This window comes from Mesorhizobium sp. M1A.F.Ca.IN.022.06.1.1 (assembly GCF_003952605.1).
In the GTDB taxonomy this organism is placed as follows: Bacteria; Pseudomonadota; Alphaproteobacteria; order Rhizobiales; family Rhizobiaceae; genus Mesorhizobium.
Window position 1 is genome coordinate 1077587 of the sequence record NZ_CP034455.1, and the last position, 25625, is coordinate 1103211.

The 25625-nt window shown below is 64.8% G+C and carries 22 protein-coding genes and 1 pseudogene; 9 read left to right on the forward strand and 14 right to left on the reverse strand.

All coding sequences use genetic code 11. The features are described 5' to 3' along the window. Positions 1 to 197: 197 nt before the first annotated feature. From EJ078_RS05460 to EJ078_RS05470, 3 genes are read right to left on the reverse strand one after another with little or no spacing between them, the layout of a single operon-like run. A complete protein-coding gene (locus EJ078_RS05460) occupies positions 198 to 3416 on the reverse strand; it encodes an efflux RND transporter permease subunit (RefSeq protein ID WP_127847270.1) in 3219 nt (1072 codons plus the stop codon). Further along, positions 3413 to 6514, reverse strand: a complete 3102-nt coding sequence (locus tag EJ078_RS05465) for a multidrug efflux RND transporter permease subunit (RefSeq protein WP_127847295.1) — start codon at positions 6512 to 6514, stop codon at positions 3413 to 3415. The genes EJ078_RS05460 and EJ078_RS05465 overlap by 4 nt, the downstream gene beginning before the upstream one ends. A gap of 29 nt (positions 6515 to 6543) precedes the next feature. Then, positions 6544 to 8022 carry an efflux RND transporter periplasmic adaptor subunit gene (locus EJ078_RS05470; protein WP_245457068.1) on the reverse strand — a complete coding sequence of 493 codons (1479 nt, stop codon included), beginning with the start codon at positions 8020 to 8022 and terminating at the stop codon, positions 6544 to 6546. 462 nt (positions 8023 to 8484) lie between these two features. On the opposite strand from EJ078_RS05470, the gene EJ078_RS05475 reads away from it, so the two are divergent. Further along, on the forward strand, positions 8485 to 9837 hold the full coding sequence (locus EJ078_RS05475; protein WP_095800098.1) for a hypothetical protein: 1353 nt from the start codon (positions 8485 to 8487) through the stop codon (positions 9835 to 9837). A 211-nt stretch (positions 9838 to 10048) separates the two neighbouring features. Next, positions 10049 to 10336, forward strand: coding sequence for a hypothetical protein (locus tag EJ078_RS05480; protein WP_095800099.1), 288 nt, complete (start codon positions 10049 to 10051; stop codon positions 10334 to 10336). A 382-nt stretch (positions 10337 to 10718) separates the two neighbouring features. Here the strand turns inward: EJ078_RS05480 and EJ078_RS05485 are convergent, their stop codons facing one another. From EJ078_RS05485 to cysS, 9 genes and pseudogenes are all read right to left on the reverse strand, one after another. Further along, the gene (locus EJ078_RS05485) at positions 10719 to 11405 is read right to left on the reverse strand and encodes a glutathione S-transferase family protein (RefSeq protein ID WP_127215594.1); all 687 of its coding nucleotides are present in this window, start codon (positions 11403 to 11405) and stop codon (positions 10719 to 10721) included. A gap of 9 nt (positions 11406 to 11414) precedes the next feature. After that, positions 11415 to 12344 carry an EamA family transporter RarD gene (gene rarD, locus EJ078_RS05490; protein WP_095800101.1) on the reverse strand — a complete coding sequence of 310 codons (930 nt, stop codon included), beginning with the start codon at positions 12342 to 12344 and terminating at the stop codon, positions 11415 to 11417. 82 nt (positions 12345 to 12426) lie between these two features. Continuing rightward, a complete protein-coding gene (cimA, locus tag EJ078_RS05495; protein ID WP_127215595.1) occupies positions 12427 to 14043 on the reverse strand; it encodes a citramalate synthase in 1617 nt (538 codons plus the stop codon). 65 nt (positions 14044 to 14108) lie between these two features. Further along, positions 14109 to 15074 (reverse strand): prolyl aminopeptidase, encoded by a 966-nt coding sequence (pip, locus tag EJ078_RS05500; protein ID WP_127215596.1) that lies wholly within the window; start codon positions 15072 to 15074, stop codon positions 14109 to 14111. Then, positions 15071 to 15547: a GFA family protein gene (locus tag EJ078_RS05505; RefSeq protein WP_095800329.1), complete on the reverse strand. Its 477-nt coding sequence runs from the start codon at positions 15545 to 15547 to the stop codon at positions 15071 to 15073. The genes pip and EJ078_RS05505 overlap by 4 nt, the downstream gene beginning before the upstream one ends. After that, a complete protein-coding gene (locus EJ078_RS05510) occupies positions 15544 to 16035 on the reverse strand; it encodes a GFA family protein (RefSeq protein WP_095800104.1) in 492 nt (163 codons plus the stop codon). The genes EJ078_RS05505 and EJ078_RS05510 overlap by 4 nt, the downstream gene beginning before the upstream one ends. Before the next feature lie 18 nt (positions 16036 to 16053). Next, entirely contained in the window at positions 16054 to 16440 is a 387-nt protein-coding gene (locus EJ078_RS05515) for a VOC family protein (protein ID WP_066997387.1), read from the reverse strand. After that, positions 16437 to 16841: a DUF559 domain-containing protein gene (locus EJ078_RS05520; RefSeq protein ID WP_127215597.1), complete on the reverse strand. Its 405-nt coding sequence runs from the start codon at positions 16839 to 16841 to the stop codon at positions 16437 to 16439. Before EJ078_RS05520 ends, EJ078_RS05515 begins: the two co-directional genes overlap by 4 nt. 281 nt (positions 16842 to 17122) lie before the next feature. Further along, positions 17123 to 18573 (reverse strand): annotated as a pseudogene (cysS, locus tag EJ078_RS05525) (cysteine--tRNA ligase). 388 nt (positions 18574 to 18961) lie between these two features. On the opposite strand from cysS, the gene EJ078_RS05530 reads away from it, so the two are divergent. Continuing rightward, positions 18962 to 19117 carry a hypothetical protein gene (locus EJ078_RS05530; protein WP_082953737.1) on the forward strand — a complete coding sequence of 52 codons (156 nt, stop codon included), beginning with the start codon at positions 18962 to 18964 and terminating at the stop codon, positions 19115 to 19117. 99 nt (positions 19118 to 19216) lie between these two features. Here the strand turns inward: EJ078_RS05530 and EJ078_RS05535 are convergent, their stop codons facing one another. Next, positions 19217 to 19978 (reverse strand): SOS response-associated peptidase, encoded by a 762-nt coding sequence (locus EJ078_RS05535; RefSeq protein ID WP_095800108.1) that lies wholly within the window; start codon positions 19976 to 19978, stop codon positions 19217 to 19219. A gap of 113 nt (positions 19979 to 20091) precedes the next feature. Between EJ078_RS05535 and EJ078_RS05540 the strand changes: the two genes are divergently transcribed. From EJ078_RS05540 to EJ078_RS05555, 4 genes are all read left to right on the forward strand, one after another. Continuing rightward, positions 20092 to 20520 (forward strand): NUDIX hydrolase, encoded by a 429-nt coding sequence (locus EJ078_RS05540; RefSeq protein ID WP_127215599.1) that lies wholly within the window; start codon positions 20092 to 20094, stop codon positions 20518 to 20520. Positions 20521 to 20589: 69 nt separating this feature from the next. Further along, entirely contained in the window at positions 20590 to 20967 is a 378-nt protein-coding gene (locus EJ078_RS05545) for a TIGR02301 family protein (protein WP_066998125.1), read from the forward strand. 338 nt (positions 20968 to 21305) lie between these two features. Then, positions 21306 to 21563: a hypothetical protein gene (locus EJ078_RS05550; RefSeq protein ID WP_066997401.1), complete on the forward strand. Its 258-nt coding sequence runs from the start codon at positions 21306 to 21308 to the stop codon at positions 21561 to 21563. Between the two features lie 150 nt (positions 21564 to 21713). Beyond that, positions 21714 to 22508, forward strand: a complete 795-nt coding sequence (locus EJ078_RS05555) for a hypothetical protein (RefSeq protein ID WP_095800109.1) — start codon at positions 21714 to 21716, stop codon at positions 22506 to 22508. Between the two features lie 180 nt (positions 22509 to 22688). Here the strand turns inward: EJ078_RS05555 and EJ078_RS05560 are convergent, their stop codons facing one another. Continuing rightward, positions 22689 to 24020, reverse strand: coding sequence for a dihydroorotase (locus EJ078_RS05560; RefSeq protein WP_127216101.1), 1332 nt, complete (start codon positions 24018 to 24020; stop codon positions 22689 to 22691). A gap of 85 nt (positions 24021 to 24105) precedes the next feature. Here EJ078_RS05560 and EJ078_RS05565 point away from each other — a divergent pair, with 85 nt between their 5' ends. Next, positions 24106 to 24969 (forward strand): folate-binding protein YgfZ, encoded by an 864-nt coding sequence (locus EJ078_RS05565; protein ID WP_127216102.1) that lies wholly within the window; start codon positions 24106 to 24108, stop codon positions 24967 to 24969. Next, the gene (locus tag EJ078_RS05570; protein WP_095781517.1) at positions 24969 to 25607 is read left to right on the forward strand and encodes an HD family hydrolase; all 639 of its coding nucleotides are present in this window, start codon (positions 24969 to 24971) and stop codon (positions 25605 to 25607) included. The genes EJ078_RS05565 and EJ078_RS05570 overlap by 1 nt, the downstream gene beginning before the upstream one ends. Positions 25608 to 25625 lie beyond the last annotated feature (18 nt).

Consider the following 25625-nt stretch of genomic DNA (forward strand, 5'->3'; position numbering starts at 1 on the left):
CGGGCAATGGCCGGGTGAGCAGGAACTGGTCGCGCCCTTCGAGGGCGCATCCGATGATGAAGCATCTTGCCAGTTCACCAAGCGATGGCCCAGATCTCACGATCAACCGCCTCGGGTAGCGTTGAGGGAGATGAAGGCGCGCCAGGCCGAACTGTTTCGCTTCGCGCGGTCGAACAGTCCAAGGTCGCGGTGCCCGATCACTCCGCCGGCGCCACTCGCAGCATCGGTCTGCGGGCGCTGAGCCGGTCGAGATAGAGATAGACGACCGGCGTGGTGTAGAGCGTGAGAAGCTGCGAGACGATGAGGCCGCCGACGATCGCGATGCCGAGCGGCTGGCGCAGCTCCGCCCCAGTGCCGGTCTCGAGCGCCAACGGCAATGCGCCGAGCAAAGCCGCAAAGGTCGTCATCATGATCGGCCGGAAGCGCTGGAGGCTCGCCTTGTGGATGGCTTCTCGCGGCGCAAGCCCTTCCTGGCGCTCGGCCTGCAAGGCCCTGTCGATCATCATGATGGCGTTCTTCTTGACGATGCCGATCAACAGGATGATGCCGATCAGCGAGATCACGTCGAATTCCATGCCGGTGACGATGAGCGCGAGCAGCGCGCCGATGCCGGCCGAAGGCAGCGTCGACAGGATGGTGATCGGGTGCACGTAGCTTTCGTAGAGCACGCCGAGCACGACATAGATCGTGGCGAGCGCGGCAGCGATCAGCAGGAGCTCGTTGAGCAGGTTGGAGCGGAAGGCGAGTGCCGTGCCGGCAAGCGAGCCGTGGATCGACACCGGCATTTTCAGCTCCGCCATGGCGCGGTCGATTTCCGCCGAGGCGTCGCCGAGCGTGGCGCCATCGGCAAGGTTGAACGAGATCGTCGTGGCGACGAAGTGGCCCTGGTGGTTGACCGAAAGCGGCGTGGTCGCCGGACCGTAGGTGCTGAAGGCGGCGAGCGGCACCATGGTCTCGGCCGAGGTGCTGACGGCGGCGCCGCTCGAGGCGCTGCCGTGGCCGGTGACGGCGATCGCATTGGTCGCCTGATTCTGCAGCGAGCCCGACAGGCTGCCGGCCAGCGCGTTGGTCTTCTGCGTGCCGCTCGCCGCCGCGCCCGAGGTGCTGACATAGATGCCGTTGAGCGCGCTCGGATCCTGCAGATAGCGCGGCGCGACTTCCATCACCACGTGATATTGGTTGCGGGCGTTGAAGATGGTCGACACCTGGCGCTGGCCGAAGGCGTCGTAAAGCGTGTTGTCGATGCTCGCCGGCGTCAGGCCGAGCCGGGCCGCGCTCTCGCGGTCGACGGTGATGTTGGTTTCGAGCCCGGCCTCGTCGCGATCCGAATTGACGTCGGTTAGCTCCCGCGCCTGTTTCAGCAATTCGACGAGTTTCGGCGCCCATTCGTCGAGATCCGCGGTCGTATCGGCCTGCAGCGTGTATTGATAGGTGGCGAGGCTCTGGCGGCCGCCGACCCTGATCTCCTGGCGCGGGTTGAGGAAGAGCTGCGCGCCGGGCAATTGCCTGAGCTGCGCGCGCAGCCGCCCCAGCACCGCTTGCAGCGGCGCACGATCGCCCTTCGGCTTCAGGTTGACATAGACGAAGCCGGAGTTGGTCTGGCGGCCGCCGATATAGCCGACGACGTTCGCCACCGCCGGGTCGCTCTTCAGGATCGTCTCCAGCCGCTCGAATTTCTGCCGCATCAATTGGAAGGAAATGGCCTGGTCGGCGCGCAGGCCGCCGATCAGCTCGCCGGTGTCCTGCTGCGGGAAGAAGCCCTTCGGCACGATCGTATAGAGGTAGACGTTGAGCGCGACGGCCGCGATCAGGATGATGAGCATCGCCTCGGCATTGTCGAGCGACCAGGCTAGCGAGCGGCCGTAGCCGGCGCGGACGCGCTCGAAGACGCTTTCGCCGAAGCGGGCGAGGATGGAACGGCGCTCCGACCGGACTGCACCCGCGCGCAAAAAATGGGCGCACATCATCGGCGTCACCGTCAGCGACAGCACCAGCGAAATGGCGATGGCCAGCGACAAGGTCATGGCGAATTCCTGGAACAGGCGGCCGAGTATGCCGCCCATCAACAGAATCGGCAGGAACACGGCGACGAGAGAAGCGCTCATCGACAGAACGGTGAAGCCGACCTCCTGAGCGCCGACCAGCGCCGCCCGGCCGCGCGGCACGCCGTCCTCGATGTGGCGCATGATGTTTTCCAGCACCACGATGGCGTCATCGACGACGAAGCCGGTGGCGATGGTGAGCGCCATCAAGGACAGATTGTCGAGCGTGTAGCCGAGCAGATACATTGCCCCGAAGGTGCCGAGGATCGAGACGACCAGCGCCACGCTCGGGATCAGCGCCGCGCGCCAGTCGCGCAAAAAGCAGAACACCACAAAGACGACTAGCAGCACCGCCAGCACCAGCGTCAGCTCGGTGTCGCGCAGCGAGCCGCGGATGGTGAGGCTGCTGTCCGACGCGATGCTGAGGCGCGCATCCGCCGGCACCGAAGCCTGCAGTGTCGGGATCAGCGCGCGCACGCGGTCGACCGTGTCGATGATGTTGGCGTTGGGCTCGCGATAGAGCACCAAAAGCACGGCCGGCACGCCATTGGCGAGGCCGAGATTGCGCACGTCCTCGACCGAGTCCTCGACATCTGCGATGTCGGCGAGGCGCACCGCCGCACTGTTGCGCCAAGCGATCACCAGGTCGCGATAGTCGGCGGCATGGCTCGCCTGGTCGTTGGTGTAGAGCTGGTAGCGGAGCGCGCCGTCCTCCTCGAAGCCCTTCGGACTGCGGGCATTGGCCGAGGCAAGTGCGGCGCGCACATCCTCCAGGCCGATGCCGTAATGGAACAGCGCCCCCGGATTGAGCTCCACCCGAACGGCGGGCAGCGACGAGCCGCCGAGGTCGACATTGCCGACACCCTCGACCTGGGACAGGCGCTGCTGCAGCACGGTCGCGGCGGCATCGTAGAGCTGACCGGGTGTGAGTGTGCGCGAGGTCAGCGCCAGGATCATCACCGGTGCGTCGGCGGGATTGTATTTGCGGTAGGTCGGGTTGCTGCGCAGGTCGGACGGGAGGTCGGCGCGCGCGGCGTTGATGGCGGCTTGAACATCGCGCGCGGCGCCGTTGATGTCCCGATCGAGGTCGAATTGCAGCACAACATTGGTCGAGCCGGTGCCGGAGCGCGACGTCATCTCGGAAACCCCGGCGATCTGGCCGAGATGCCGTTCGAGCGGCGCCGCGACATCGGTCGACATCGTGTCGGGGCTGGCGCCCGGCATCGAAGCCTGCACCGAGATGGTCGGGAAATCCACCTTGGGCAGCGGCGCGACCGGAAGATTGACGTATGCGATCAGGCCCGCCGCCGCCAATCCGATGGCCAGCAGCGTCGTGGCGACCGGCCTGGCGATAAAGGGCGCGGAGAGATTCACGGCGTGAGCCCGCCGGCCGGCGCTCTCGCTTCACGTGCCCCCGACCGCGTCAGTCTATCGAAGGCAAGGTAGATCACCGGCGTGGTGAAGAGCGTCAGCACCTGGCTGACGATCAGCCCGCCAACGATGGTGATGCCGAGCGGCTGGTGCAATTCCGAGCCGGCAAGGCCGCCAAGCAGGAGCGGAAGCGCCCCGAACAGCGCGGCCATCGTCGTCATCAGGATCGGCCGCAACCGCAGCAAGCAGGCTTCGTAAATCGCCTCGCGCGGGTCCAGCCCCTGCAGGCGTTCGGCCTGCAGGGCGAAGTCGATCATCATGATGGCGTTCTTCTTGACGATGCCGACCAAGAGCACGATGCCGATGATGCCGATCACGTCGAGATCGTGGCCGGCGAGCATCAGCGCCACCAGCGCGCCCACGGTTGCCGAGGGCAGCGTCGAGAGGATCGTCAGCGGGTGGATGAAGCTCTCATAGAGCACGCCAAGCACGACATAGACGGTGGCGACTGCCGCAAGCACCAGCAGCAGCTCGTTGGAGAGCGAGCTTTGCAAGGCAAGCGCGGCGCCTTGGAAGCCGGTGACCAGGCCGGCGGGCGGCTGCATGTCATGTTCCGCCTTGCTGATCGCCGCGGTGGCGTCGCCGAGCGAGATGCCGGGCGCGAGATTGAAGGATATGGTCGTGGCCGGGAACTGGGCGAGGTGGTTCACCAGCAGCGGCGCCTGCCGGACACTGATATTGGCGATCGCCGATAGCGGCACCTGGCCGGAACCGGAGGACGGCAGGTACATCGAGCCCAGCGAAGCCGGCGTCTGGCCCACCGAGGGATCGGCTTCAAGGATGACGCGGTATTCGTTCGACTGGGTGAAGATCGTCGAGATGATGCGCTGGCCGAAGGCATCGTAGAGCGCGTTGTCGACGGTCGCTGGCGTAATGCCGAAGCGTGCCGCGGTGGCTCGGTCGATGGTGATGTCGACCGCAAGCCCGCTCTGCTGGCTGTCGCTGGCTACGTCGGCGAGCTCGGGAAGTGCCACCAGCGTATCGGTGAGCTTTGATGTCCACGTCGCCAGCTCGGCCGGATCCGAATCCTGCAGAACGTATTGGTACTGCGACGCGCTGGAGGTGGAGTCCACGCGCAGGTCCTGCACCGGCTGCATGTGCAGCGCGATGCCGGTCACGACGTCGGTCTCCCGAGCCAGCCGCCGGATGATCGCGCTGGCATCGGCCGCGCGCTCGTCGCGCGGCTTGAGATTGATCAGCATGTGGCCGCTGTTGGCGGTCATGTTCTGGCCGTCGACGCCGATGAAGGATGACAGGCTCGCGACATCCGGGTCCTTCAGGATGACATCGGCGAGCGCCTGCTGGTGCGCTGCCATGTCGGCGTAGGAGGCCGAGCCCGCGGCCTCGGTGACCGCCGAAATCGCGCCGGTGTCCTGAACCGGGAAGAAGCCTTTCGGGATGACAACATAGAGATAGACGGTGAGCGCAAGCGTGGCTGCGGCGACCAGCAGCGTCAGCGCCTGACGGTCGAGCACCCACCGCAAGGCGGCGGCATAGCCATTCGCGACAGCGTCGAAGCCGGCCTCGGCGCCGCGCGCCAGCGCGCCCTGCCTGCGTTCGGACGGCGGCTTGAGGAGCCTGGCGCACATCATCGGCACCAGAGTCAGCGAGACGATGGCCGAAATGACGATGGCGATCGCAAGCGTGATGGCGAATTCGTGGAACAGGCGGCCGACGACGTCGCCCATGAACAGAAGCGGGATCAGCACCGCGATCAGCGAGACGGTGAGCGAGATGATGGTGAAGCCGATCTGGGCCGAGCCTTCGAGCGCGGCGGTGACCGGATCGTCACCATGCTCGATGAAGCGCGAGATGTTTTCGATCATGACGATGGCGTCGTCGATGACGAAGCCGGAGGCGATGGTCAGCGCCATCAGCGACAGATTGTCGAGGCTGAAGCCCCAAAGATACATGACCGCGAACGTGCCGATCAGCGACAGCGGCACCGACAGGCTCGGAATGATCGTCGCCGGAATGTTGCGCAGGAACAGGAAGGTGACGAGCACGACCAGAAGCGCCGCCGTCGCCAGCTCGAACTCGACGTCATGGACTGAGGCACGGATGGTGGTCGTGCGGTCGGTCAGCGGCTCGACGGTGACCGCCGCCGGCAAGCCGGCGCGAAGCTGTGGCAGCAGCGCCTTCACCGAGTCGACGACGCGGATGACGTTGGCGCCGGGCTGGCGCTGGATGTTGAGCAGGATCGCCGGCGAGCGGTTTTCCCAAGCGCCCAGCTTCGAGTTCTCCGGCCCCTCTATGATATCGGCGACCTCGCCCAGCCTGACCGGCGCCCCGTTGCGGTAAGCGACGACCATATCCGCATAGGTCTTGGGATCGCTGATCTGGTCGTTGGCGTTGATGGTGTAGGAACGCGCCGGCCCGTCGAAGCTGCCTTTCGGCGTGTTGACGTTGAGCGTGCCGATGGTGGTGCGCAGATCGTCGATGTTGAGCCCCATGGCGGCCAGCGCCTTGAGCTTTACGCGGATGCGCACGGCCGGCCGCTCGCCGCCGGAGATGCTGACCAGCCCGACGCCCGGAAGCTGCGAGATCTTTTGCGCCAGCCGCGTCTCGGCATAGTTCTCGACTTCGGTCAGCGGCAGCGTCTTCGAGGTGATCGCCAGCGTCAGGATCGGCGCGTCGGCCGGATTCACCTTGGCGTAGATCGGCGGCGCCGGCAGGTCGGCGGGCAGAAGGTTGCCGGCCGCGTTGATCGCCGCCTGAACCTCCTGCTCGGCAATATCCAGGCTGAGGTCGAGGCTGAAGCGCAGCGTGATGACCGAGGCGCCGGCCGAACTCCCCGACGACATCTGCTCCAGCCCCGGCATCTGGCCGAACTGGCGCTCCAGGGGCGCGGTGACCGAAGTCGTCATGACCTCCGGGCTGGCGCCGGGATAGAAGGTCTGCACCTGGATCGTCGGGTAGTCGACCTCAGGCAAGGCCGAGAGCGGCAGGAAAAGATAGGCGATCATGCCGACCACCAGGATGGTCGCCATGATCAGCGTGGTGGCCACCGGCCGCAGGATGAAGGGCCGCGACGGGTTCAGCCAGCCGGAGACGAGACCGCTCGGCGTGCTCATTGGGCTTCGCCGGTGTCGCCACCATTTCCGCTGCTACCGCTATTGCCGCTGCCGTCGCGACGATGGTGGCGGTGGTGCTTGCGGCCGGCATCGCCCGATGCGTCCGCGCCGCCGCCTGCCGAGCCTTGGCCCTGGCTGCTCGAGATCGCGGGCGCGTTGCCGGGGTTGACGGCAGACGTATTGCTGGTCGCGGCGGCCCCGCTGCCCCTACCCTCCGCTTGCGGCTGCGCGGGAGATCCAGCGCCGGCGGTCGGCGCGGCGCTGTTGTCAGGCACGGTCACCTTGGCGCCGTCCTTCAGCCGGTCGACGCCATCGACGACCACCTTGGCGCCCGGCGGAAGGCCCGACAGCAATTGCGTGACCGACGCGTCGCCGGGGCCAAGGGAAACGGTCTTCACCGAGACAGTGCTGTCGTCGTTGAGCTGATAGACGAAAGTGCCTGGAGCGCCGTGCTGGATGGCGGCGTTGGGCAGCACCGTCACGCCGGTCAGCGTGCGCACCAGGAGATGCACGTTGACGAACTGGTTGGGATAAAGCCCGCCGTCGGCGTTAGCAAACACGGCGCGCAGCTTCACGGTGCCGGTGGTCGGATCGATCTGGTTGTCGATCGTCTGCAGCGTGCCTTCGGCGATCTGCTTGGTGTCGTTGCGGTCGAACAAGGTGGCCTTGAGCCCGGCATTGCCATGCGTCTGTTCCAGCACTTCGGCGAGGGTGTCTTCGGGCAGCGAGAACAGCACCGAAATCGGCTGCATCTCGGTGATCACCGCAATGCCGGTGCTGTCGGAAGGCGTGACGTAATTGCCCTGATCGACCAGCCTGAGGCCGATGCGGCCGTCGGCAGGTGCAACGATATGGCTGTTGGCGATATTGACCTCGACGGCCTCGATCTGCGCCTGGTCGGACATGACCGTGCCCTCGTCGGATTGCACGGTCGCGCGCTGCAGGTCGACCGCCTGCTGCGTGATGGCGTTGGAGGTCAGCTTCAGATCGCGGTCGAGGTCGAGCCTGGCATCGGTCAGCAGCGCTTGGTCGTGCTTCAATTGGCCCTGCAATTGATGCAGCGAGGCTTGGAGAGTGCGGTCGTCGACCTGGGCAAGAAAATCGCCCTTCTTCACCATTTCCCCTTCGGTGAAGGCGATCGCGGTGATCTGCCCGCTGACCTGCGGGCGCACGGTCACCGTCGACAGCGAGGTCACCGTGCCCAGCGCCTCCAGCGTGATCGGGATGTCGGCCTGCGTCACCGAGGCGACTGCGACCGGCTGCGCGCCGAGATCGCCGCCCCGGAATCGTTGGCCGCCGCGCGCGCCTTGCTGGTGCACCGGTGCTGGATGGAGCCAGAAGGCGACGCCCGCTCCAGCCGCCACCAGCAGCAGCGCGACCATCCAGCCGCGGCGCCGGCGACGCACGACCACCGGCTTGATGTCTGCCATCGGCTCACGGAGCGGCTGTAACCGGCTGGCGACTTCGTCGTCCACTTTGTCACCTATCCATCGAACCGCAAGCGGCCAGGTCGACCACGTCCTTGGCCAGCGTCACTGGCCCAAGACGCAATCCGGCCGGGAACATAACGCCGGAACCTGGCCATGCAATTGCGCCCGACATTAAATTCCCGTAAGAATTGAATGGGTTAGGTTGAAGACCACACTCAAAAATGCGCGCCCGGGCGAACTGTTCGGGGACCGTGCCCCCATCGCGTGAGAGTGACCGGCCGCGCCGCGCCGGCCAATGATGACAAGGCTTTAACGGGGTGAACCCGGCCCGCGCGGCGGACCGCCTTTCGACGGTCGGACGTCGTTCCCGTCCCGGCGCAAAACCGCAGCCTCCGAGCGGGACCCCACTCCAGCCCGCTCGCAAAGATGTGAACGCAGCGACGTGCGAAGCTGCCCTATTCCTCAGCTTTATCGGCAGCGGGCCGGATCGCGATCGAGAGGGAAGCCATGACCTTTGCCCGGCTGCTCGCCTTGCCCCTGCTCAGCCTGTTGGCGCTCGGCCACGCGACCGCGCAAAGTCCGGACGGGGTCACCTCGCATGACGCACAGGTCGAGGATCTGAAAGTCTTCCGCCATGACTTTCTCGAGGTCGACCGATCCTACTCGCAAGCCGCCCGCGCGGAAGCGGAACTTCGCCTGCAGGCCCTGGACGCAGCTGCGGGCTCGATCGATGCGGCGATGTTCACCGTTCATCTCTGCCAGATCGCGGCGCTGGCCGACAATGGTCACACGACCTGCAAGCTGCCGCGCGCCAATGGTGTGGCGATGTCTTTGCTGCCGATCGGCGGCGCCTTCTACGTCATAGCGGCCAGTCCGCAAAACGGCGATCTGCTGGGCAGCCGACTCGCCGGCATCGACGGCCATCCGGCTGCTGAAGTCTCCTCGGCGCTGCGCAGCCTGCATGGCGGCGTGGCGGCATGGCGCGACATCGAGGCGACCGACGCGATCGTCCGGCCCGACCTGCTCCATGCGCTCGGGCTCGCCAATGCCGCCGGTGACGCGACCTTTCGTTTCCAGACGCCCGACGGCCGCATCATCGACCGCAAGCTCAACCCGGAGCCGCAGCGCCGCGACTGGGTGAAGATTTTTCCCAAGGGCCGCGCGCCCTGGCCGCTGCAGGATCAGGAACAGCCGTTCCGCTGGCGCGATGCGCCCGAACTCGATGGCGTCGTCGCCGAGATCAGGCGCAACGTCGACGGCAAGACCGGGAAGATCGCCGATTTCCTGGCTGAGGTCGAAGCCGCCCGGGTCCGCCTCGGCCGCAAGAACCTCGTCCTCGACATGCGCTTCAACACCGGCGGCAACTTGATGCTGACCCGCGATGCGCTCAGTTCCTGGCCGTCCCGCGTCAGCCCACCGGGACGGCTGTTCGTGCTGGAAAGCCCGATTACCTTTTCGGCGGGAATTGTCGACGTCGCCTATCTCAAGCAGGCTGGCGGGGACAGGGTCACACTGGTCGGCGAAGCGCCCGGCGACCGCATGATGTTCTTCGCCGATCAGCAGCAGGTGACGCTGCCGCATTCGGGCGTCGTGCTGCAGTCCGCGACGCAGCGCTATGACCTTCAAAACGGCTGCAAGGCCTACGCCGATTGTTTCGTCGGCATGGCGCAACCGAGTTCCGCCACGGGCACGACGCCCGTGCTTGTCGCCACCATCGACAAAGGCAAGGGCCGCAAGCCGGTTGCGCTCAAGACGCTGGAGCCCGACATTGCCGCGCCATGGTCGATCGACGATCTGCTCAAGGGTCGCGATCCCGGAATGGCGGCCGTTCAGGCGGCGTTGGCGGGACAGCAGGAGTAGGACTGTTCAGTCTCGATGCTTTTATCACTGGCGCCAGCCGCGGGCTGGACTTGCCTTCGCGCAGGCGCCTGCCGGCGCTCGGGTCACGCTCGGCCTCGTCCGGTAGAGCACCGGCTCCTTCCTGGTCACCACCGGCTACAGCCAAGGGAACCGCCGCTTCCTTTCGCTGTTTCATAACAGAAGGGACATTGCCGCTTCCAGGAGATGATGAATGAAACGGCTTCTTCTCGCTTCAGCCATTGTGGCCATGTCCGCCGGCCTTGCGATGGCGCAATCCAGCAGCACCACCAGCGGATCGTCCACGACGACGACCACCACGACAACGACACCCAGCACACAGGACACCGACTCGACCACCACGGGCGCGACCAATTCGGCAAAGGACTGCGCGCCTGGCCAGCAGACCGGCAGCGCGAAGCAGGCAGCTCCCGGACAGCAGGATACCGATGCGAAAACGGCCGCGCCTGGCCAGATGAAAAAGACCACCGAAGGCTGCTAGCGAAGGCCAGCCCGTCCCAGATTGCCAGGGGCGGGCTTTCCCTTTCATGGGCGGCCCATCTTATCTGGTCTGAGCGGCAGCGGCTCGCTCAGACGTGGAGGCTTATCCTAACGGAAGCGATCGGCGATATGGCGGCAAGGCCGCGCGCATCCGCTGCATCATGACGGCGAGCAGCTGCAGGACGAGTCAATGGCGAAGCTGACCGAGCGGTCGAACCAGCTGCTCTACATCCTTCCGTCATGACCGCGGTGCTGCTGCCGATGACCATCATCTCCGGCCTGTTCGGCGTCAAATGGCGGGGGGCTGCCGCTGGTCGACACGGCGCTCGGCGTCGCCGGGATCGTCTACATGGTCGTGCGGCGGCTGGGCCGGGTTTAGCGTCCTATGCGCTTGCGCGCAGATCCTCGACGACCGTACCGGCCGCGCGGACTTCCGCCTCATGGTCCGGCTCGCGCCATGTCTCGGCGAGACCGGCCGCATACCATTCGCGCATGGCAGGCAGATCGAGCAACCGCTTGGGATAAGCAGCGGCGGCGCCCTCGAATGCCAGTCCATAGGACTGTGCCCGGAAAACGACCGGAGCGAAGAAAGCATCGACCGCGGTGAAGTGGTCTCCGGCTAGGAACGGTCCGCCGAAGCGCGCAAGGCCGTCGTTCCACAAGTCGCCCAGGCGGAAGAGATCGTGCTTCAGCGCATCGGACATCGATGCCAGCTTGACGCGCACGCCACAGCTCATCGGGCAGTCATTGCGCAGCGCGGTAAAGCTCGAATGCATTTCGGCGGCGGCGGAGCGCGCCCATGCGCGCGCTTTCGCATCGGCCGGCCAGACGCCTCGATGACGCTCTGCCAGATATTCGACGATCGAGAGCGAATCCCACACCGCCCAGCCATCGTCGACCAGGCAGGGTACGCGGCCATTCGGCGAGAATGACCGGAAGAGGCTGAAACTTGAACCGGTCGGGAACGGCGTCAGCCGCTCCTCGAAGCGAATGTCGAGGGTCCGCATCAGCAGCCAAGGCCGCAGCGACCAGGACGAATAGTTCTTGTTGCCGATATAAAGCTGGTACATTTGCCGCCCTCACCTCGTCGCGGGACCCGCCTGGCGAACCTCGCGCCCTCTGAACATCGACCAGCTGTACATGGCCAGCGCAGTCCAGATAAGGGCGAAAGCTATGGCCTGCGTGGTGCCGAACGGCTCATCGAAGATCAGGACGGCGATCAGGAACACCATCGTCGGCGCGATATATTGCATGATGCCGATGGTGGAGAGGCGCAAAAGCCTGGCGCCGAAGGCAAAGAGCAGAAGCGGCACCGCGGTCACCGGGCCGCAGCCGATCAGCAGCGCGGTGTCGGCGCCGGTGCTGGAGATGAAATGGTCCTGTCCCGCGGCGATCAGGTAGGCAATGTAGCAAAGCGCCGGCACCGACAGCAAAAGAACTTCAAGCAGAAAGCCCTGGCTCGGCCCGATCGGCAGCGTCTTGCGGAAGAAGCCGTAGGCGGCGAAGGAGAAGGCCAATGCCAGCGATACCCAGGGTAATTTGCCGGCCTCGACAGTAAGCACGGTCACCGCAATGGCGGCCAGCGCCACCGCCGCGATCTGCAGCCGGTCGAGCCGTTCGCCGAGGAGAACGGCGCCGACCACCACGCTGACCAGCGGGTTGATATAGTAGCCGAGCGCCGTCTCGACCGTGCGGTCGACTGCGATCGCCCAGACATAGATGCCCCAGTTGACCGAGATGAGCGTCGCCGTCAGCGCCGCCATGGCGAGGCTTTTTGGCGAGCGGATCGCGGCCTTAAAGTCGGCGGTGCGGCCGGCCCAAACCAGCACGGCAGCGGCGATCGGCACCGACCAAACGATCCGGTGCGAGATCACCTCGATCAGAGGCAGGTGCGCCACCGCTTTCATGTAGAAGGGCAACAGCCCCCAGAGGAAATAGGCGCCGAGCGCCAAAAGGAAGCCGCGGCGGGCCTTGGCATCTTGATCGAGATCGGCTGTTGCGGTGACCATGGCCCAACGCTATGGCCCAGCGGATCGTCCAAGACCATCGCAAAATTCTGATGGATCAATGGACTTTTGATGATGGTTCAACCTACTCTGCCGCGACCAGTCCTGCCATCTCGCGGTTCTTCATCAGCTTGTAGATGATTGAATCCATCAGCGCCTGGAAGGAGGCGTCGATGATGTTTTCCGATACGCCGACCGTCCACCAGCGGGCGCCGGTGGAATCGTGCGATTCGATCAGCACTCGGGTGATGGCTTCGGTGCCGCCGTTGAGAATGCGCACCTTGAAGTCGGCGAGCTCGAGGTCGACGATCTCGTTCTGATACTTGCCGAGATCCTTGCGCAGCGCGATGTCGAGCGCGTTGACCGGGCCGTGGCCTTCGGCCACCGACATCTTCTCCTCGCCGTCGACCATCACCTTCACGATCGCCTCGGACACGGTCTTCAGGTTGCCATTGGCATCGAAGCGGCGCTCGACCATGCAGCGGAACGAGGTGACGTTGAAGAACTCCGGCAGGCCGTGCAGCATCTTGCGGGCCAAGAGCTCGAAGGAGGCGTCGGCGCCCTCATAGGCGTAGCCTTCGGCCTCGCGCTCCTTGACGATGGCGATGAGCGCGTCGAGCCGGCTGTCGTCCTTCGGCACGTCGATGCCGCGCCGCTTCAATTCGGCGAGGAAATTGGCCTTGCCGCCCTGGTCGGAGACCATGACACGGCGGCGGTTGCCCACGGCTTCCGGCGGCACATGCTCGTAAGTCGCCGGCTCTTTGGCCAGCGCCGAGGCATGGATACCCGCCTTGGTGGCGAAGGCGGATGAGCCGACATAGGGCGCCTGAGCTTCCGGCGCGCGGTTGAGCAACTCGTCGAAAGCGCGGGAGAGCCGCGAAATGCCGGTCAGTGCTTCGGCCGAAATGCCTGTCTCGAAGCGATCGGCGAAGGCCGGCTTGAGCGCGAGCGTCGGGATGATTGTGACCAGATTGGCGTTGCCGCAGCGCTCACCGATGCCGTTCAGCGTGCCCTGGATCTGGCGCACACCGGCCTCAACGGCGGCAAGGGAATTCGCCACCGCCTGGCCGGTGTCGTCATGGGCATGAATGCCGAGATGGTCGCCAGGGATGCCGCCCGCGATCACCTTCTCGACGATGGCCCGCACTTCCGAAGGCTGCGTGCCGCCATTGGTGTCGCATAGCACCACCCAGCGCGCCCCGGCATCATAGGCCGTCTTGGCGCAGGCCAGCGCGTAAGCCGGATTGGCCTTGAAGCCGTCGAAGAAATGCTCGCAGTCGACCATCGCCTCCTTGCCGGCGGCGGCGGCCGTCTGGACCGAGACTTTTATCGAGTCAAGGTTCTCCTCGTTGGTGCAGCCAAGCGCCACGCGTACGTGATAGTCCCAGCTCTTGGCGACGAAGCAGATCGCGTCCGACTTCGATTGCACCAGCGCCGCCAGCCCCGGATCGTTGGAGGCCGAAACCCCTGCCCGCTTGGTCATGCCGAAGGCGACGAATTTCGCGCTTTCCGTGCGCTTCTGATGGAAGAAGGCGGTGTCGGTCGGGTTGGCACCGGGATAGCCGCCCTCGACATAGTCGATGCCGAATTCGTCGAGCAGCTTGGCGATCGCGATCTTGTCCTCGACGGAAAAGTCGATGCCCGGCGTCTGCTGGCCGTCGCGCAGCGTGGTGTCGAAGAGGTAGAGGCGTTGCTTCATCATGGCTATAGCTCGAAAAGTCGCGATCCTTCGCGCCGGGGGCGCCGTAGAGCACAAAACCTGCATGGTTATTTGCCGGCGTATTTATCCGTCGCCCGAATCAGCCGGTCCAGAATCCCCGGCTCCGAATACGAGTGGCCGGCGCCTTCGATGAGGTGGAAATCCGCCTTCGGCCAGGCCTTGTGCAGGGCCCAGGCATAGCGCGCCGGGCACGGCATGTCGTAGCGGCCGTGGACGATGGTGCCGGGGATGTCCTTCAGCTTCCAGGCATCGCGCAGCAGCTGTCCTTCTTCCAGCCAGCCGGCATGGACGAAATAGTGGTTCTCGATGCGAGCGAAGGCGATGGCATAGTCGTCCTGGCCGAAAGGCGTGCTGGTTTCCGGCTCCGGCAAAAGCGTGATCGTCTCGCCTTCCCACAGACTCCAGGCAAGCGCCGCCTCGACCTTCGCCTTGCGGTCGGTGCCCACCAGCCGCTTGCGGTAGGCGGCCATCATGTCGCCGCGCTCGGCCTCGGGGATCGGCGCCAAAAAACGTTCCCACTTGTCGGGAAACATCTCGGAGACGCCGAACTGATAGTACCATTCGAGCTCGGCGCGGGTGAGCGTATAGATGCCGCGCACGACGAGCTCGCTGACGCGCTCGGGATGCGTTTCGGCATAGGCCAGCGCCAGCGTCGAGCCCCACGAGCCGCCGAACACCAGCCATTTGTCGAAGCCCGCCACCTCGCGCAGGCGTTCGATGTCGGCGACGAGATGCCAGGTGGTGTTGGCTTCCAGCGAGGCGTTGGGCGTCGACTTGCCGCAGCCGCGCTGGTCGAACAGGATGACGTCGTAGAGTTTCGGATCAAACAGCCGCCGGTGTTTCGGCGAGATCGTGCCTCCAGGGCCGCCATGCAGGAACACGGCTGGCTTGGCGCCTTTGGTGCCGCAGCGCTCCCAATAGATGGTGTGGCCATCACCGACATCGAGCATGCCTGTTTCGGACGGCTCGATCTCGGGATAGAGCGTGCGCAAGGAGCTGCTGTGGATCGTCATAGTTTCAGTCCCTGCTGCGGCCAGTTGGCCGTCTCGTGATCGGGATGCTGGAAGGAGATGATCTGCTCCTGCCGTCGATAGTAGTCGGGGTCGTCGTGGACCGGCGCCTCGAAGATCTTCTCCACCCAGGGCAGCCGCACCGCGTAGTTGACCTGGATCTGCGGCGCCAAGTCCGAACGATCGTCGAAGGCACCGATGGCGATCTCCAGCCCGCCCGGCTGGCGGTAGGTGAGCGGCGTGCCGCAGCGGCGGCAGAAGCCGCGATCGATGTTGACCGAGGACTGGAAATAGCTCGGCTCCTCATGGGTCCATTCGATGCCATCCTTCGGCACCGTCACCAGGGCGCCAAAGAAATTGCCGAACTGTTTCTGGCACATGCGGCAATGGCAGATGGACGGGCGCCCGAGCTTGCCGTGGACGCGGAAGCGCACGGCGCCGCACTGGCAGCCGCCGGTTCGAATTTCATCGGTCATGGTTTTTCCTCCGGCGGCCATTGGTCCGTGTCGTGATCGGGATGTTGATAGGAGACGAGCTCGGCGAGATAAGGCGCCGACGAAATATCGCCCATCGTCTCCTCGGAGGGCAGTTTCGAAACGCCGTCGACATAGGGAAGCTTCGCTTCGACGCCCCACTGGATGGTTGGCGCGATGCCGGCCGGGTCGTCGAAGGCGGCGATCGCCAGCGCCACGCCGTCCGGCGCCTCGAAGGTCAGCGGCGTGCCGCATTCGGCGCAGAAGCCGCGCCATGCCGCGCTGGACGAGCGGAAGCGCTTCGGCTCGCCGCGCGTCCAGTCCAGCCTGGCGCCGCGCACCGAGACCAGCGGCAGATAGAAATTGCCGCTCGCCTTCTGGCACATGCGGCAATGGCAGACCGAGGCATCGCCCAGGGCGCCCTCAACGCGGAAACGCACGGCGCCGCACTGGCACCCGCCCGTATAGACCGGCCGGTTATCAAGGCTCATCGATCCCTCCCATCGAGCTCACTCCGGATCATGGCAGACCGCCTCGACATTGTTGCCGTCGGGATCGAAGACGAAGGCGCCGTAATAATTGGGGTGGTAATGCGGACGCAGCCCCGGCCCGCCATTGTCCTTGCCGCCGGCCGCAAGGGCCGCGGCATGGAAGGCGTCGACCTCGGCGCGGCTGCGCGCGGTGAAGGCGACATGCTGATGGTCCTTCGGCTTCTCCTTGCCCGCGCTCAGCCAGAACACCGGCCGGTCGCGGCCATAGCCGCCGACCTTGGCGCCGGCGGTATATTCCTCCGGCACCATGTAGAGCAGCGAAGCGCCAAGCGGCGCCATCGCCTTGTCGTAGAACGCCTTGGACTTTTCGAAATCGGAAACGCTGATGCCGAGATGATCGATCATGGAACGAGCTCCTGCGTTGCGGTCTCCGGCACTTCGGCGCCGGCCAGGCCGGCCGCAATGATGATGTGCTGGCAGACATTGTCGATATCGCGGATCACGTCGTCGTTCCAGAAGCGCAGGATGGTCCAGCCGCTTGCAGCTAGATAGCCACTTCTTGCCTCGTCACGGTTTAAGTGTTCCGCATCGCCATGCTGGCTGCCATCGACCTCGACTATGAGGCGATGGGCCGAGCACGCGAAATCAACGATATAAGGTCCGATCGGCACCTGCCGCCGGAAGCTCATGCCCATCAAGCGGTGGGCACGCAACTCGTTCCAAAGTTTCAGCTCGGCATCCGTCATGGCACGCCGCATGGACTTGGCGTTATTGCGCTGACGGGATGGAACGAGGTCGTGGCCCATAGCTACACGCCCTCACGTTTGCGATTAACGAAATCGCACGCCCGAGCTAATCTCCCCCCTTGCGGGGGAGATGTCCGGCAGGACAGAGGGGGTGCTGTCCCGCCGACGCAGCAACGAGAGAGTGCTGCCCTCCTAGGAAATAGCGGGTGTGTGAGTGGGAAAACTCAAACCCTGGAGTTCCTTCGCACCCCCCTCTGTCTTGCCGGACATCTCCCCCGCAAGGGGGAGATTGGACCTCACCGGCGCCTCCGCCAGTCCTGAAACGATCCCCTGCGCCACCCTCACCGCTTGATCTCCCAGGTCGTCACCCGCTGGCCGGTGAGAGGATCCTTGCCGTCCTTGAGCTGAACGCCCTGCGCCAGAAGCTCGTCGCGGATGCGGTCGCCTTCGGGCCAATTCTTATCGGCGATGAACCTCATACGCCTGGCGATCGCCGCAGCAATCGCTTCCTCGTCCACCTTCGCTGCGCCGACGTCGAAGCCGAGGAAGGCAAGCGCCGCTTTCAGCGAAGCCGCGGCGGCGTTCTCGCCGGCGCCAGTGAACTCCACCGCCTCGCCGGCAAGCTGGGTCAATCGCTGGAAGGCAGCGTAGGTGGCGAGGTCGTCGGACAACGCCTCCAGCACGTCTGCCGGGAGGTCCCTCGCCGCCGCGGGCGCTAGATCGGCCGCACGCTTCCATTTGCGCAGCGTGTTTTCCGCCTCCTCCAGCTTGCGCACGGAAAAGTCGATCGGCTCGCGGTAATGCGTCATCAGCATCGCCAGCCGCAGCACCTCGCCCGGCCACTTCCTGCCGCCGAAAGTCTCGGTCTCCAAGAGCTCATGGATCGAATAGAAATTGCCGAGGCTCTTCGACATTTTCTGGCCCTCGACCTGAAGGAAGCCGTTGTGCATCCAGACATTGGCCATGACTTTGGTGCCGTGGGCGCAGCGCGACTGGGCGATCTCGTTCTCGTGATGCGGGAAGATCAGGTCGAGGCCGCCGCCATGGATGTCGAAGATCTCGCCGAGATAGGCGGCCGACATGGCCGAGCATTCGATGTGCCAGCCCGGACGGCCCCTGCCCCACGGGCTTTCCCAGCCGGGCTCTTCCGGCGTCGAGAGTTTCCATAAAACGAAATCGCCGGGGTTCTTCTTGTGGGCGTCGACCGCGATGCGGGCGCCGGCCTGCTGCTCGTCGAGATTGCGCTTCGAAAGCTCGCCATAATCGGGCATCGAGGCGGTGTCGAAGAGCACCTCGCCCCGGCGACATAGGCGTGGCCGCGCTCGATCAGCTGCGCAATCAGCGACAGCATGTCGGCCTTGCCGTCGGCGCGGGGCGCGACGAATTCGGTCGCCCGCGGCTCGTGGGTCGGCTCCAAACAGCCGAGTGCCGCGACATCTTTGTGGTACTGGTCGGCGGTCTTTTCGGTGACGCGCCGGATCGCGTCGTTCAGCGAAAGCGTCCCGACTTCGATCTCGGCGCCGAAATCGCGCAGGGCGCGCGCATTTATCTTGTCATCGACATCCGTGATGTTGCGCACATACGTGACGTGCTTTTCGCCATAGAGTTGGCGCAGCAAACGGAACAGCACGTCGAAGACGATCGCCGGCCGCGCGTTGCCGATATGGGCAAAGTCGTAGACCGTCGGGCCGCAAACATACATGCGCACGTTTTGCGGATCGATCGGAACGAAACGCTCCTTCGCCCGCGTCAGCGTGTTGTAAAGGCTGAGGCCCTTCGATGCGTCAGACATTCGTGCTCTTCCGATCCCTTATGTTGGACGGAGCCTCCCCGCGCGCGGGCGCAAATCGGGCTCCAGCCTGCTGGCCGGGGCGTTTGTCCAATCTAGGGGAAGATAAGGCGAAAACGTCCGGACCAGCGCGAGGCTAGCCAATAATGCAAATGCCACAAATGGCGAAAGACGTTTTCATGCCCGGCTTTATCGCGTCCGCAGGTGTTGCCGTCAAGTCGCTCAACTCGGGAAAGCTGTCGTTCCATCACAGGTAAAAACGGGCCGAAACATTTTATTAAGCATCTCGGCACAGTGATGAAACATTATCGGACTAGACCGCCAAACGTCACGATTTGGTCCGAATCGACCACCAAACCCAGACACGAAAACGTTACCAGGGAAGAGAACAATGCCTCGAAGTAAGCAAGAACAAAGCCGACCGGCGCAGCAGCCGCTCGCCAGCCACTACCGCGCGATCGGCCCTGCGGCCATCGTCGCAGCCCTTCTTCACACCGCGAAGAAGAAGAAGCCGGCGCAGAAGATCATCTCGCCGCGCGCCGCTTGAAACGGCAGGACCGGCGCAGTCTCCGATGATCGGGGTGCCGGCAATGAGGGCGACGCCAATGCTCGCCCTGGAGATGAAGGCCTCCGCTAGCAGCCTTCGCTAAAACAGGGTCATCTGGTTTTCGTCCGCGCCGGGTTTCTGGCGCCTGACCTTGTCGGGCTGAGGCCCGACCATGCCCCGCTCCTGAATCTCCGGCCCGGTGTTGGCGACCTTGTTGACGAGGTCGGAAACCGGAATCGCCTCGAAGAAATCGGGCTCGGCGGGCTTGAGGAGGTCGAGCACGTCGCGCGGCTCCTGCGTGCGGCAATCCAACCAGCGGGCGAAATCGCGTTCCTCGATCACCACCGGCATGCGGTCGTGGATATGGGCGGTGCCGGCGTTGGCCCGCGTGGTGAGGATCGCGCCGGTGTCCATCTCGGAACCGCCCGGCTCGGCATAGGTCTCGATCAGACCGGCGAAGGCGATCACCCCGCCCCGCCGCGGCTGGATCCAGTAGGGCTGGCCCTTGGCGCTACCCGACTGCTGCCATTCATAAAAGCCGGAGGCCGGCACAAGGGCCCGGCGATGGCGCATGGCGGTCTTGAACGAGGCCTTCTGCAGCACGCCTTCCGAGCGCGCGTTGAAGAGCAGCGGAAATTCCTTCGTATCCTTGACCCAAGTCGGGATCAGGCCCCAGCGCACCAGCATCGCCTGGCGGTCTGGCAGGTTGGAGCCTGGCGCTCTTGGCGGACTGGCGAAAGCCATCAGCACCGGCTGCGTCGGAGCGATATTGTAGCGGGCCGGAAACGCCTCCAGCTCCGCCAGGCCAAGAATGGCGGCGGTCTGGTCCGGCGAGGCGGTCAGGGCAAAGCGTCCGCACATGGATTGGCTCTTCGGTCGGGATCGCCATGAAAGTGGCGATGGAACCGCCGCGCCGCAACCGCTAAAGCTGTCCGGTCCACAACCAAGCCGGCAGCCGGCGCGATTCGCAACGCATGAACAAGGTTCGCAAGATTATCCCGGCAGTCTCCGTCGCCGTCGTGCGCGGCAAGACGGTGCTGCTTGTCAAGCGGGCGCGGCCGCCTTCGCAAGGGCTCTACGCGTATCCCGGCGGCAAGGTCGAGCCGGGCGAGACGCTGGCGCAAGCCGCGGCGCGCGAACTCAAGGAGGAAACGGGGCTCCAGGCGAAGGATTACCACCCGCTGCGCGACATCCATATCGACGGCCGCGCTGAGCACCACGCGGTCGACTATCTGCTGACGGTGTTCGGCGCGGCCTATGTCGGCGGCGAGCCGGCAGCGAGCGATGACGCCGAGACGGCGGCGTTCTACACGCTGGCGGAAATGGCGGCGATGCCGCTGGCGGGCGATGTGTTTGAAGTTGCCGAGGAGTTGCTTGGCCCTGTGCAAGCCGCCGAGCGGTGACCCCAGAATGGCCTTGCAGGCGACAAAATGTTTCGCCACAAAGCCTTGCTCTTCCATCGCAAGGCCCTGATGACCCGCGCCTCCCCCTTTCTCGCCGCAAGCCTCGCCATCAGCATGGCCGTCACGGTGCAGCCGGCGTCGCCGGCCGAGGCGCCGTTCGAGCCCGGGCTGATGCGGCTTGCCGAGGTGCTGGGTTCGCTGCATTTCCTGCGCAATCTCTGCGGCGAGAAAGGCGACCAGTGGCGGCTGGAGATGGAAAAGCTGCTCGAGTCGGAAAATCCCGATCCCAACCGGCGCGCCCGCTTCATCGCCTCCTTCAATCGCGGCTACCGCTCCTTCAGCGGCACCTACACGCAGTGCACGCCTTCGGCCACCGAGGCCATTGCCCGCTACATGAAGGAAGGCGAGACGCTGTCGCGCGATATCGCTTCCCGCTACGGGAATTGAGGACCGGCATCGATCGCGACTATCCACCGACAAATCGCTCCAATGTGGCCGGCCTTATTGTATCAGGCTGCGCCTTGGTGCAATCATCTGTTGCGCTTGTGCAACAATGTTAATGAAACGTTAGTGGACAAATGCGGAATTAACTCAAACTGAAGGTTTTAATGCCGCAAGCTGGTCTAATCGGCTAAGCTCGGTCGGAATTGATCGCAGCCTTGCTCGATATGTAGATTGCGACTGCAGAAATGTCGTATTTACAAGCACTTGTACGAGCAGCGCATGAACTGGCAAGTCAAGCCCGGTGCCTTGCCGGACCGACGCTTGAAAAGGTGGACATCGCAATGGAACATGGCGTCAGCGACATCGACGCGTTGGTCAGGGAAGAAAAGCGCCTGACCGCCGTGGAGAGCCACAGTGAAGCCTGGGCGGAAGGATTGTCGGCCGGCATCGAGCCCGAAATCATCGCCGAGGCTGCGCTGGAAACCGCCTTCGGCGAGATGCTGCGCGCCAATGGTGAGACCTCAGCGCTGGCCCTGCTCGACCGCATGCGCGAAAAGGTGATCTCCGGCGCGTTCGAGCCGGAACGGCTCAGGCACTAGCCCGCCCGCTTTGGCTGCTTTTGACGGCGACGCGCCGTTTCGGCATCATACCCGCCGCCTAGCCATTAGTTTTTCGCAATTCCGGACGGAAACCATTGCACAGTTTTCTGGAATTGCCCTAGCGAGCCCGGAACCATGGAGAGGCAAGGGGTGAGATTTTCGTTGGCAGGCAGGCCGCGCGGGCTGGCCCTCGGCATCTGGATCACTGCTTCCTGCGCCGGGCCATTGGCAATCTGCCTCGCCAGCACGCCTTGCTATGCGCTAAGCGAGATCCAACGCGAGGAGTTGCCTTCGCCGGTCACTCCGTCCACCAGTGACGAAACGACCGCTCCGGGGACCACCGTGCCAATGCCGGCCGCGCCCGGCACCAAACCCTCCGACAACAGCCAGCCGGCCGACGAGACGGACAAGAGCGCGCCCGAAGCGCCAACCGGCAGCGGCGGCATCACCAGCCCGCGCTCCGACCCGGATTCGCCGCCGCCGCCCGTCGTCTACGACCTCGACAAGCTTCCCGAGCCGGTCAAACGCATGCACGGCCTGATCATCGAGGCCTGCAAGAGCGGCGATATCGAGAAACTTCGGCCGCTGATCGGCTCGGGCGAATCCATGACGCAGCTATCGCTCGGCGACATCGAGGGCGACCCGGTCGCTTTCCTCAAGGGACTCTCCGGCGACGGCGACGGCCAAGAGATTCTCGCCATTTTGGAAGAGGTGCTCAGCGCCGGCTATGTCCATGTCGACACCGGCACGCCGCAGGAGCTCTATGTCTGGCCGTATTTCTTCGCGCTGCCGCTCGACAAGCTGGATCCCAGGCAGCGCGTCGAGCTGTTCAAACTCGTCACCGCAAGCGACTATGACGACATGAAGCAGTTCGGCGCCTATATCTTCTATCGCGTCGGCATCACGCCCGCCGGCCAGTGGCTGTTCTTCGTCGCCGGGGATTGAGCCAGAAGCTCATCCCTTGCCAATTTTGGTCTGCGGCCATATGCGGTTTGCCTCCTCTCGCAGAGCCGGAATCGCATCGGCTCCCACCGTCGGCATTTGCAAGAAGAAAATCGACCAGGGCAAGTTCTCGCAGCTGCAGGCACTCATAATGCAGGGCGCGCTTAAGAAATCCAACGTGGCCTAAGCCGCCAGCGCCTCGGAAAACTCCACCGCCCTGCCCTGGCCGGGCGTGACGATCTCGCCGTCCCACATTACCCGGTTGCCGCGCACGATGGTGCCGACCGGCCAGCCGGTGACCTCTTTGCCGTCATAGGGCGTCCAGCCCGCCTTGGAGCCAGCCTGCGCGTTGGTGATGGTCTCGCGGCGCTTCAGGTCTACGACGGTGAAATCGGCGTCGTAGCCGGCGGCAATGCGGCCCTTTCCCGCCATGCCGAAGATGCGCTGCGGACCGTGACTGGAGAGATCGACGAAACGCTGCAAAGTGAGCCGGCCGGCGTTGACATGGTCGAGCATGATCGGCACCAGCGTCTGCACGCCCGTCATGCCCGAAGGCGAGGCAGGATAAGGCTTGGCCTTCTCGGCCAGCGTGTGCGGCGCGTGGTCGGACCCCAGGACATCGACGATCCCTTGCTCGATGCCGTGCCAGACGCCGTCGCGGTGGCGCGCCGCGCGCACCGGCGGGTTCATCTGGATCAGCGTGCCGAGCCGCGCATAATCGTCAGCTGAGAGCGTCAGGTGATGCGGCGTCGCCTCGCATGTAGCGACGTCCTTATGCCGCTCGAGGAAAACGATCTCCTCGGCCGTCGAGATGTGCAGCACATGGATGCGCGCGCGCGTCTGTCTCGCGATGCGCACCAGGCGCTCGGTGCAGCGCAGCGCCGCGATCTCGTCGCGCCAGACAGGATGCGACGAGGGATCGCCCTCGACGCGCAGACCGAGCCGCTCGCGCAGACGGAACTCGTCCTCGGAGTGGAAAGCGGCGCGGCGGCGGGTATTGCGCAGGATGGAGGCGACGCCTTCGTCGTCCTCGACCAGCAGGTCGCCGGTGGACGAGCCCATGAAGACTTTTATGCCGGCAGCTCCTGGCAGGCGTTCGAGCTCGCCGACATCGCCGGCATTGTCGCGCGTGCCGCCAACCCAGAAAGCGAAGTCGCAATGCATGCGGGCGGTGGCGCGCCGCACCTTGTCGGCAAGGGCCGCCTCGCTGGTGGTCAGCGGATTGGTGTTGGGCATCTCGAAGACCGCGGTGACGCCGCCCAAAACCGCGGCGCGAGACCCGGTTTCCAGATCTTCCTTGTGCTCCAGTCCCGGCTCGCGGAAATGCACCTGGCTGTCGACGACGCCGGGCAGGATGTGCAGGCCCGTGCAATCGATCGTCTCGCCGGCCGACGCTTGGCCGAGATCCCCTATCGCGGCAATACGCCCGGCCTTCACGCCGACATCGCGCCGGCCTTCACCGTCATGGTTGACTACCGTGCCGCCTGTCAGGATGAGGTCGAAGGTGGTTGCCATGGACTGGTCCAATCTCTTGCGGGGGGAGTGTGGCCGGCTTACGTAATGACCATCATTTTTGCAAGATCAGGCCGACTTCACGCCCATGCCCTTTGCCCTGCTGAAAGACCGCGCGCTCATTTCCGTGTCAGGCCAGGATGCCGAACATTTTTTGCAAAACATCCTCACCACCGATCTCGATGCGCTCGGCGCCGGCGAGGCAAAGCCCGGCGCGCTGCTTTCGCCGCAAGGCAAGATCCTGTTCGATTTTCTCATCTCTCGCGCCGGCGAGAACGGCTTCCGGCTGGAATGCCGGACCGACATAGCCGATGACTTCGTGCGCCGGCTGATGCTTTACCGGCTGAGGGCAAAGGCCGAGATTGCCAAGCAGGATCAGGCGCTTGTCACGGTTGCATGGGGCGATGATTCAACCGCCTCACTTGCCAATTCAACTTCCCTCGCCGACACGCGCTTCCGCGAGGTGGAGGTCAGGCGCAAATATGAGGGCGCAGTTCAGGACAGCGGCGATGCCGGCGCATGGCAGGCCCTGCGTATCGCCAACGGCATCGCCGAAAGCGGCAGCGACTACCAGCTCGGTGACGCTTTCCCACATGACGTTCTGCTCGACGAGACCGGCGGCGTCGGCTTCAAGAAAGGTTGCTATGTCGGCCAGGAAGTCGTCTCGCGCATGCAGCATCGCGGCACCGCGCGACGCCGCGTGCTGGTCGCCACAGCCGGGGGTTCCCTGCCTGCGACCGGTACCGAGCTCACCGTCGCCGGCCGGCCGGTCGGCACGCTGGGTTCGGTAAGCGGCGGACGCGGCCTCGCCATCGCCCGCATCGACCGCGTCAAGGCAGCGCTCGATGCCCGCGACCCGATCATGGCCGGCGACGTCCCGGTGACGCTCGCCATCCCGGGCTGGGCGAAATTCTCCTTCCCGCAAGACACCGTCAGCGCGGAGGAGGCCTGATGGCGGCCGACAGGGCGGGAGCGCCGCCGCGCGCCTGGCAGCGCATGCTGTCCGGCCGGCGGCTCGACCTGCTCGACCCCTCGCCGCTCGACATCGAGATCGCCGACATCGCGCATGGCCTCGCCCGCGTCGCCCGCTGGAACGGCCAGACCAGCGGCGAGCACGCCTTTTCGGTGGCTCAGCATTCGCTGCTGGTCGAGGCACTCTATGGTGAGCTGGTGCCGGCCGCCTCCGCCGAGGCGCGGCTCGCGGCGCTGCTGCACGACGCGCCCGAATATGTCATCGGCGACATGATCTCCCCCTTCAAATCGGTGATGGGCGGCTCCTACAAGGACTGCGAGCTCAGGCTGCAGCGCGCCATCCATCAACGTTTCTCGCTGCCGGCCGAGCTCGGTTCCACCTTGCGCAAGGACATCAAGCGCGCCGACCAGATCGCCGCCTATTACGAAGCGACGCTGCTTGCCGGCTTCTCGACCGCGGAGGCGACGGAGTATTTCGGCCGGCCGCGCAGCTTTTCCGCCGACCATTTCGACTTCACTCCACGCTCGGTGACCTGGGCGCAGGCGGCATTTCTGAAACGATTCGCGGCGCTGGAAGCTAAACGCCAGCCTTTTCTCGCTGCCAATTCCGTCAAATAAAAGAACGCTAAATTAACC

Excerpts from the sequence above, each read along its gene's own strand:
- EJ078_RS05540 (WP_127215599.1), top strand. The coding sequence starts at position 20,092 with ATGAACAAGGTTCGCAAGATTATCCCGGCAGTCTCCGTCGCCGTCGTG.
- EJ078_RS05485 (WP_127215594.1), bottom strand. The coding sequence starts at position 11,405 with ATGTACCAGCTTTATATCGGCAACAAGAACTATTCGTCCTGGTCGCTG.
- rarD (WP_095800101.1), bottom strand. The coding sequence starts at position 12,344 with ATGGTCACCGCAACAGCCGATCTCGATCAAGATGCCAAGGCCCGCCGC.
- EJ078_RS05475 (WP_095800098.1), top strand. The coding sequence starts at position 8,485 with ATGACCTTTGCCCGGCTGCTCGCCTTGCCCCTGCTCAGCCTGTTGGCG.
- EJ078_RS05560 (WP_127216101.1), bottom strand. The coding sequence starts at position 24,020 with ATGGCAACCACCTTCGACCTCATCCTGACAGGCGGCACGGTAGTCAAC.
- EJ078_RS05480 (WP_095800099.1), top strand. The coding sequence starts at position 10,049 with ATGAAACGGCTTCTTCTCGCTTCAGCCATTGTGGCCATGTCCGCCGGC.
- EJ078_RS05515 (WP_066997387.1), bottom strand. The coding sequence starts at position 16,440 with ATGATCGATCATCTCGGCATCAGCGTTTCCGATTTCGAAAAGTCCAAG.
- pip (WP_127215596.1), bottom strand. The coding sequence starts at position 15,074 with ATGACGATCCACAGCAGCTCCTTGCGCACGCTCTATCCCGAGATCGAG.
- EJ078_RS05535 (WP_095800108.1), bottom strand. The coding sequence starts at position 19,978 with ATGTGCGGACGCTTTGCCCTGACCGCCTCGCCGGACCAGACCGCCGCC.
- EJ078_RS05510 (WP_095800104.1), bottom strand. The coding sequence starts at position 16,035 with ATGAGCCTTGATAACCGGCCGGTCTATACGGGCGGGTGCCAGTGCGGC.
- EJ078_RS05505 (WP_095800329.1), bottom strand. The coding sequence starts at position 15,547 with ATGACCGATGAAATTCGAACCGGCGGCTGCCAGTGCGGCGCCGTGCGC.
- EJ078_RS05530 (WP_082953737.1), top strand. The coding sequence starts at position 18,962 with ATGCCTCGAAGTAAGCAAGAACAAAGCCGACCGGCGCAGCAGCCGCTC.
- EJ078_RS05570 (WP_095781517.1), top strand. The coding sequence starts at position 24,969 with ATGGCGGCCGACAGGGCGGGAGCGCCGCCGCGCGCCTGGCAGCGCATG.
- EJ078_RS05520 (WP_127215597.1), bottom strand. The coding sequence starts at position 16,841 with ATGGGCCACGACCTCGTTCCATCCCGTCAGCGCAATAACGCCAAGTCC.
- EJ078_RS05545 (WP_066998125.1), top strand. The coding sequence starts at position 20,590 with ATGACCCGCGCCTCCCCCTTTCTCGCCGCAAGCCTCGCCATCAGCATG.
- EJ078_RS05550 (WP_066997401.1), top strand. The coding sequence starts at position 21,306 with ATGGAACATGGCGTCAGCGACATCGACGCGTTGGTCAGGGAAGAAAAG.
- EJ078_RS05565 (WP_127216102.1), top strand. The coding sequence starts at position 24,106 with ATGCCCTTTGCCCTGCTGAAAGACCGCGCGCTCATTTCCGTGTCAGGC.
- cimA (WP_127215595.1), bottom strand. The coding sequence starts at position 14,043 with ATGATGAAGCAACGCCTCTACCTCTTCGACACCACGCTGCGCGACGGC.